This is a genomic window from Andreprevotia sp. IGB-42, assembly GCF_009848685.1.
Classification (GTDB): Bacteria; Pseudomonadota; Gammaproteobacteria; order Burkholderiales; family Chitinibacteraceae; genus Andreprevotia.
The window spans coordinates 1-2,954 of sequence record NZ_WXTX01000036.1 but is presented as its reverse complement, the minus strand read 5'-3'; the positions used below and the strand labels follow the sequence as shown (position 1 = coordinate 2,954).

At 50.1% G+C, this 2,954-nt stretch carries 4 protein-coding genes; all 4 read right to left on the bottom strand.

The annotated features are described in order from the left end of the window. Window positions 1-1,019: 1,019 nt before the first annotated feature. Window positions 1,020-1,478 (bottom strand): hypothetical protein, encoded by a 459-nt coding sequence (locus tag IGB42_RS21740; protein WP_159675645.1) that lies wholly within the window; start codon window positions 1,476-1,478, stop codon window positions 1,020-1,022. Next, the gene (locus tag IGB42_RS21735; RefSeq protein ID WP_159675644.1) at window positions 1,475-1,900 is read right to left on the bottom strand and encodes a hypothetical protein; all 426 of its coding nucleotides are present in this window, start codon (window positions 1,898-1,900) and stop codon (window positions 1,475-1,477) included. The genes IGB42_RS21740 and IGB42_RS21735 overlap by 4 nt, the downstream gene beginning before the upstream one ends. A gap of 88 nt (window positions 1,901-1,988) precedes the next feature. Then, window positions 1,989-2,393, bottom strand: a complete 405-nt coding sequence (locus tag IGB42_RS21730) for a hypothetical protein (RefSeq protein ID WP_159675643.1) — start codon at window positions 2,391-2,393, stop codon at window positions 1,989-1,991. Between the two features lie 9 nt (window positions 2,394-2,402). Then, on the bottom strand, window positions 2,403-2,954 hold a 552-nt coding region (locus tag IGB42_RS21725), incomplete at its 5' end, for an EndoU domain-containing protein (protein ID WP_236822700.1).

Here is a 2,954-nt window from a genome sequence, read left to right as displayed (position 1 = left end):
GAGACCTGACCCTGAATTTGTGTTTGTCGAGCATGTTAAAAATCAGGTGCGTAAGAATTTTGATGCTAAAACTCTTGATAAGTCTGAATTGTGTAGGGAATTTGAAACAGTCTTGAGAAAAATAATTGCCGGAGATAATTCTCCTTATGCTGTATTTTAGCGAATGGGGGGAATTGGGGTCAGGTCTTATTTTTTGCAATGAACCAGACCGCCAATAAAATGGCTAAACGGTTGATGAAAAATACAGACCTGACCTTGAGTTTGTGAATTTGCAGCAATTGATTGAATTTTGTTCCGCTGCCACCTAAGCCATAAAGAGATTGCTATGCTTAGGATCAAAGAAGATGACCTCGATTATTCCGACGAGCAGATGCGCTAAGTAAATGTGCGAATGCCTTGCCTATGACGCTATCCAATTTAGCGGAGGACGTGCCGTGATTCAAGCCGGTACGCGCGTGGGGAGCGGCGCGATCTACCTGCCGGGCCTTGAACCTGCCAGGTTAACGCGCGCCCGGCGGGGCCGCCGCCCACTTGGCCATGCAGCAGCAGCAGACCCACCGTGCCGGGTCGGCAGTACACCCGCCGGAATACGCCGCAAACCCTTGTGCTGCCTGGCTTGGCGGGCGGTTTTACGGGGTAGCGTTATCACGGTAACGCGGATGCGGAATAACGCTGGAAGCCAGCAGCAGCGCGGGTTTGCGGGGCACACGGTACGTTGCGTGATGTGTGATGGAAACGAAGGGGCGCGGGCCTCCCGCAGCATCCTACCAAGCCATTGATCCAGCAGGGATTTTGGCAGGTGGCGGGATTTTACGCGGATGGCTGTCCCATAGGACGACGTAGGACAGACATAGGCGCATATGGAACAGATCTAGGACAGAGGTAGAACGCACCTAGAACAGACCACGAACGGATATACGAACAGGGTAGAACGGCGCGGGTGGTAAATAGCCGGTGGCGGACGAACCCGCACCGGCTTTAGAACCTGACGGACTACAGTACAACCAGCCAGATGCGGCTTACGAATCCGGGAAGTCGATCTCAAATCGATGGCCCACCAGGTTCTCTCGACCTTGTTTGGCTATCTCAGTCTTGAAACTCAAGATCAGCGCAGCAACCAGTTTAAATTGATCTGATGTAAAGCACTGCGGCACCCCCTCGTCAACTGAGAATTCAGGCAGATTTTCATTTGAAATACAAATTCTGCCGGGAGTCGCAAATGGCGGCCGAACCCATATTAACTTGTCATTGATCGACATATCCGGCAGATCAGGATTGCTGGGAATATATTTCCCAGAGAATGCGTCTTCAATCAATCTTTCCAATTCGAAGATCGGCTCCCCGCTCAACTCCCACAGTGAGTCGCAAAGTGTCAGGCTGACAGCTTCGTCCTCAGTTCCGTCATGGCCAATGCAGTAAATCCTTGGATACAGGGATTTATTCGACAGCGGCTTTACCTCTGCAATTATCTTCTTCATGGTGTGTACCCCGGATAGCCGCGCCACAAGTTCACGGTGGTGTAATTAGGCTCAAAGAATTTAAATGAAATGCCGCCAGACATACCTTGGTAGGTCTTCCCCGACACTTGACTTCGATTTAGCCACGCCAAGCTCATCTCACCTTTAGCTTGCGCCAAAGACCATGAGTCAGGAGTCATGGTTGAATACCCTTGTCCATTTGTCTTGGGATAGAAATTACCATCGGGAGCCAGCAGCTCAATTTGAGCTCGCATCGACTCGTTCTGCCCAACTTGCTCCGTGCCTTGCACTACTCGAAGAAGAGGTGACGTAGAGAAATGGCCACCCATAACCTGCTTGCTAGCGAGCCGGGAGAAGTCGATATCGGCTTCAATATGAGAAAAGTCGACCTGCCCACGCGCTTGCTGATATGCCTGGCGCAAATCTGCCCAATAAGAACCGGATTTATTGTTCGCAGCAATCCGCTGCAGAGCACTGACCTCCGAATCAACGAGTACCCTGTTTGGAACATCAATCCAGCGTGAGGCCTAGGCGGCCAAATAACCCCCCCAGCACGGCCTGAACTGGAGCGGAGCCTTGCTTTGAGATGTTCCACAGCCGTTCAATTACCTCTGAAGATAATTGGACAGTATCTTTGCCTCGTAGACTATCTGCTGCAGCCAAAACGACTTCGTCGCTGTCCGACTCCAAAAGATCAATCAGAATTTCGGTAGAAGCTGGGTGGGAAACCAAATCCAAAACCTCCGCGCACCTTACCTTCCACTCATCGGGCCTCAATTTGCACTGCTCCTTCAGATCTATCCAATCTTGCTCATTAAATTTTGACAGCAAGGACGACGCCATCCCTGTGCCTTCGTCGTACCAATAATCGACTAAGAATTCCAGTCCCAGGTAATTATCAAAATCGGTGTACATTTTCTCTCCTTATGGCTTCGGAAGTAGCGGCGTCAAACCAAACGTTTCTAGCGAGGTAAAACCTCCACCAGTTGGATAGGCCGAAGTCACTCGATTGCCGATTTTAATGACTTCCATGTTAATTCCATTCACGGCCCCTTGATACAGCGTAGAGCCATCAGAAATCCGCGTTGCGATTGCATTACTTGGAGAACCGACAACCTGGATAGAGTCAAAGATATATAACTCACTCCAAGACTTCGGATAAAGAGTGCTGGTCTTTATTTTTGAAACAATCCCATCACTGAATTGAGTAACCAGCTTTACGGAAGAAGTTCCATCTGGATTGTTGCGTAGCACTTGGACAGCGTAATTCTCAAGGTCATTGCTAATTGATCCAGAATGAGCACCAATAAGGCCATTTGATGGCATCCCATCAGCCCTCAGTTGGCGCTGCCCCCACAGAATCTTTTGCTGCATCTCAGGCGATACATGGATAACGGGCATCCGAGGCCCGACCAATTCGGGGGCTACTCCTGCAACACTATCAACCCTGTTTGGAACCAAGGACTCTGCCCCATC

Excerpts from the sequence above, each read along its gene's own strand:
- IGB42_RS21730 (WP_159675643.1), bottom strand. The coding sequence starts at position 2,393 with ATGTACACCGATTTTGATAATTACCTGGGACTGGAATTCTTAGTCGAT.
- IGB42_RS21740 (WP_159675645.1), bottom strand. The coding sequence starts at position 1,478 with ATGAAGAAGATAATTGCAGAGGTAAAGCCGCTGTCGAATAAATCCCTG.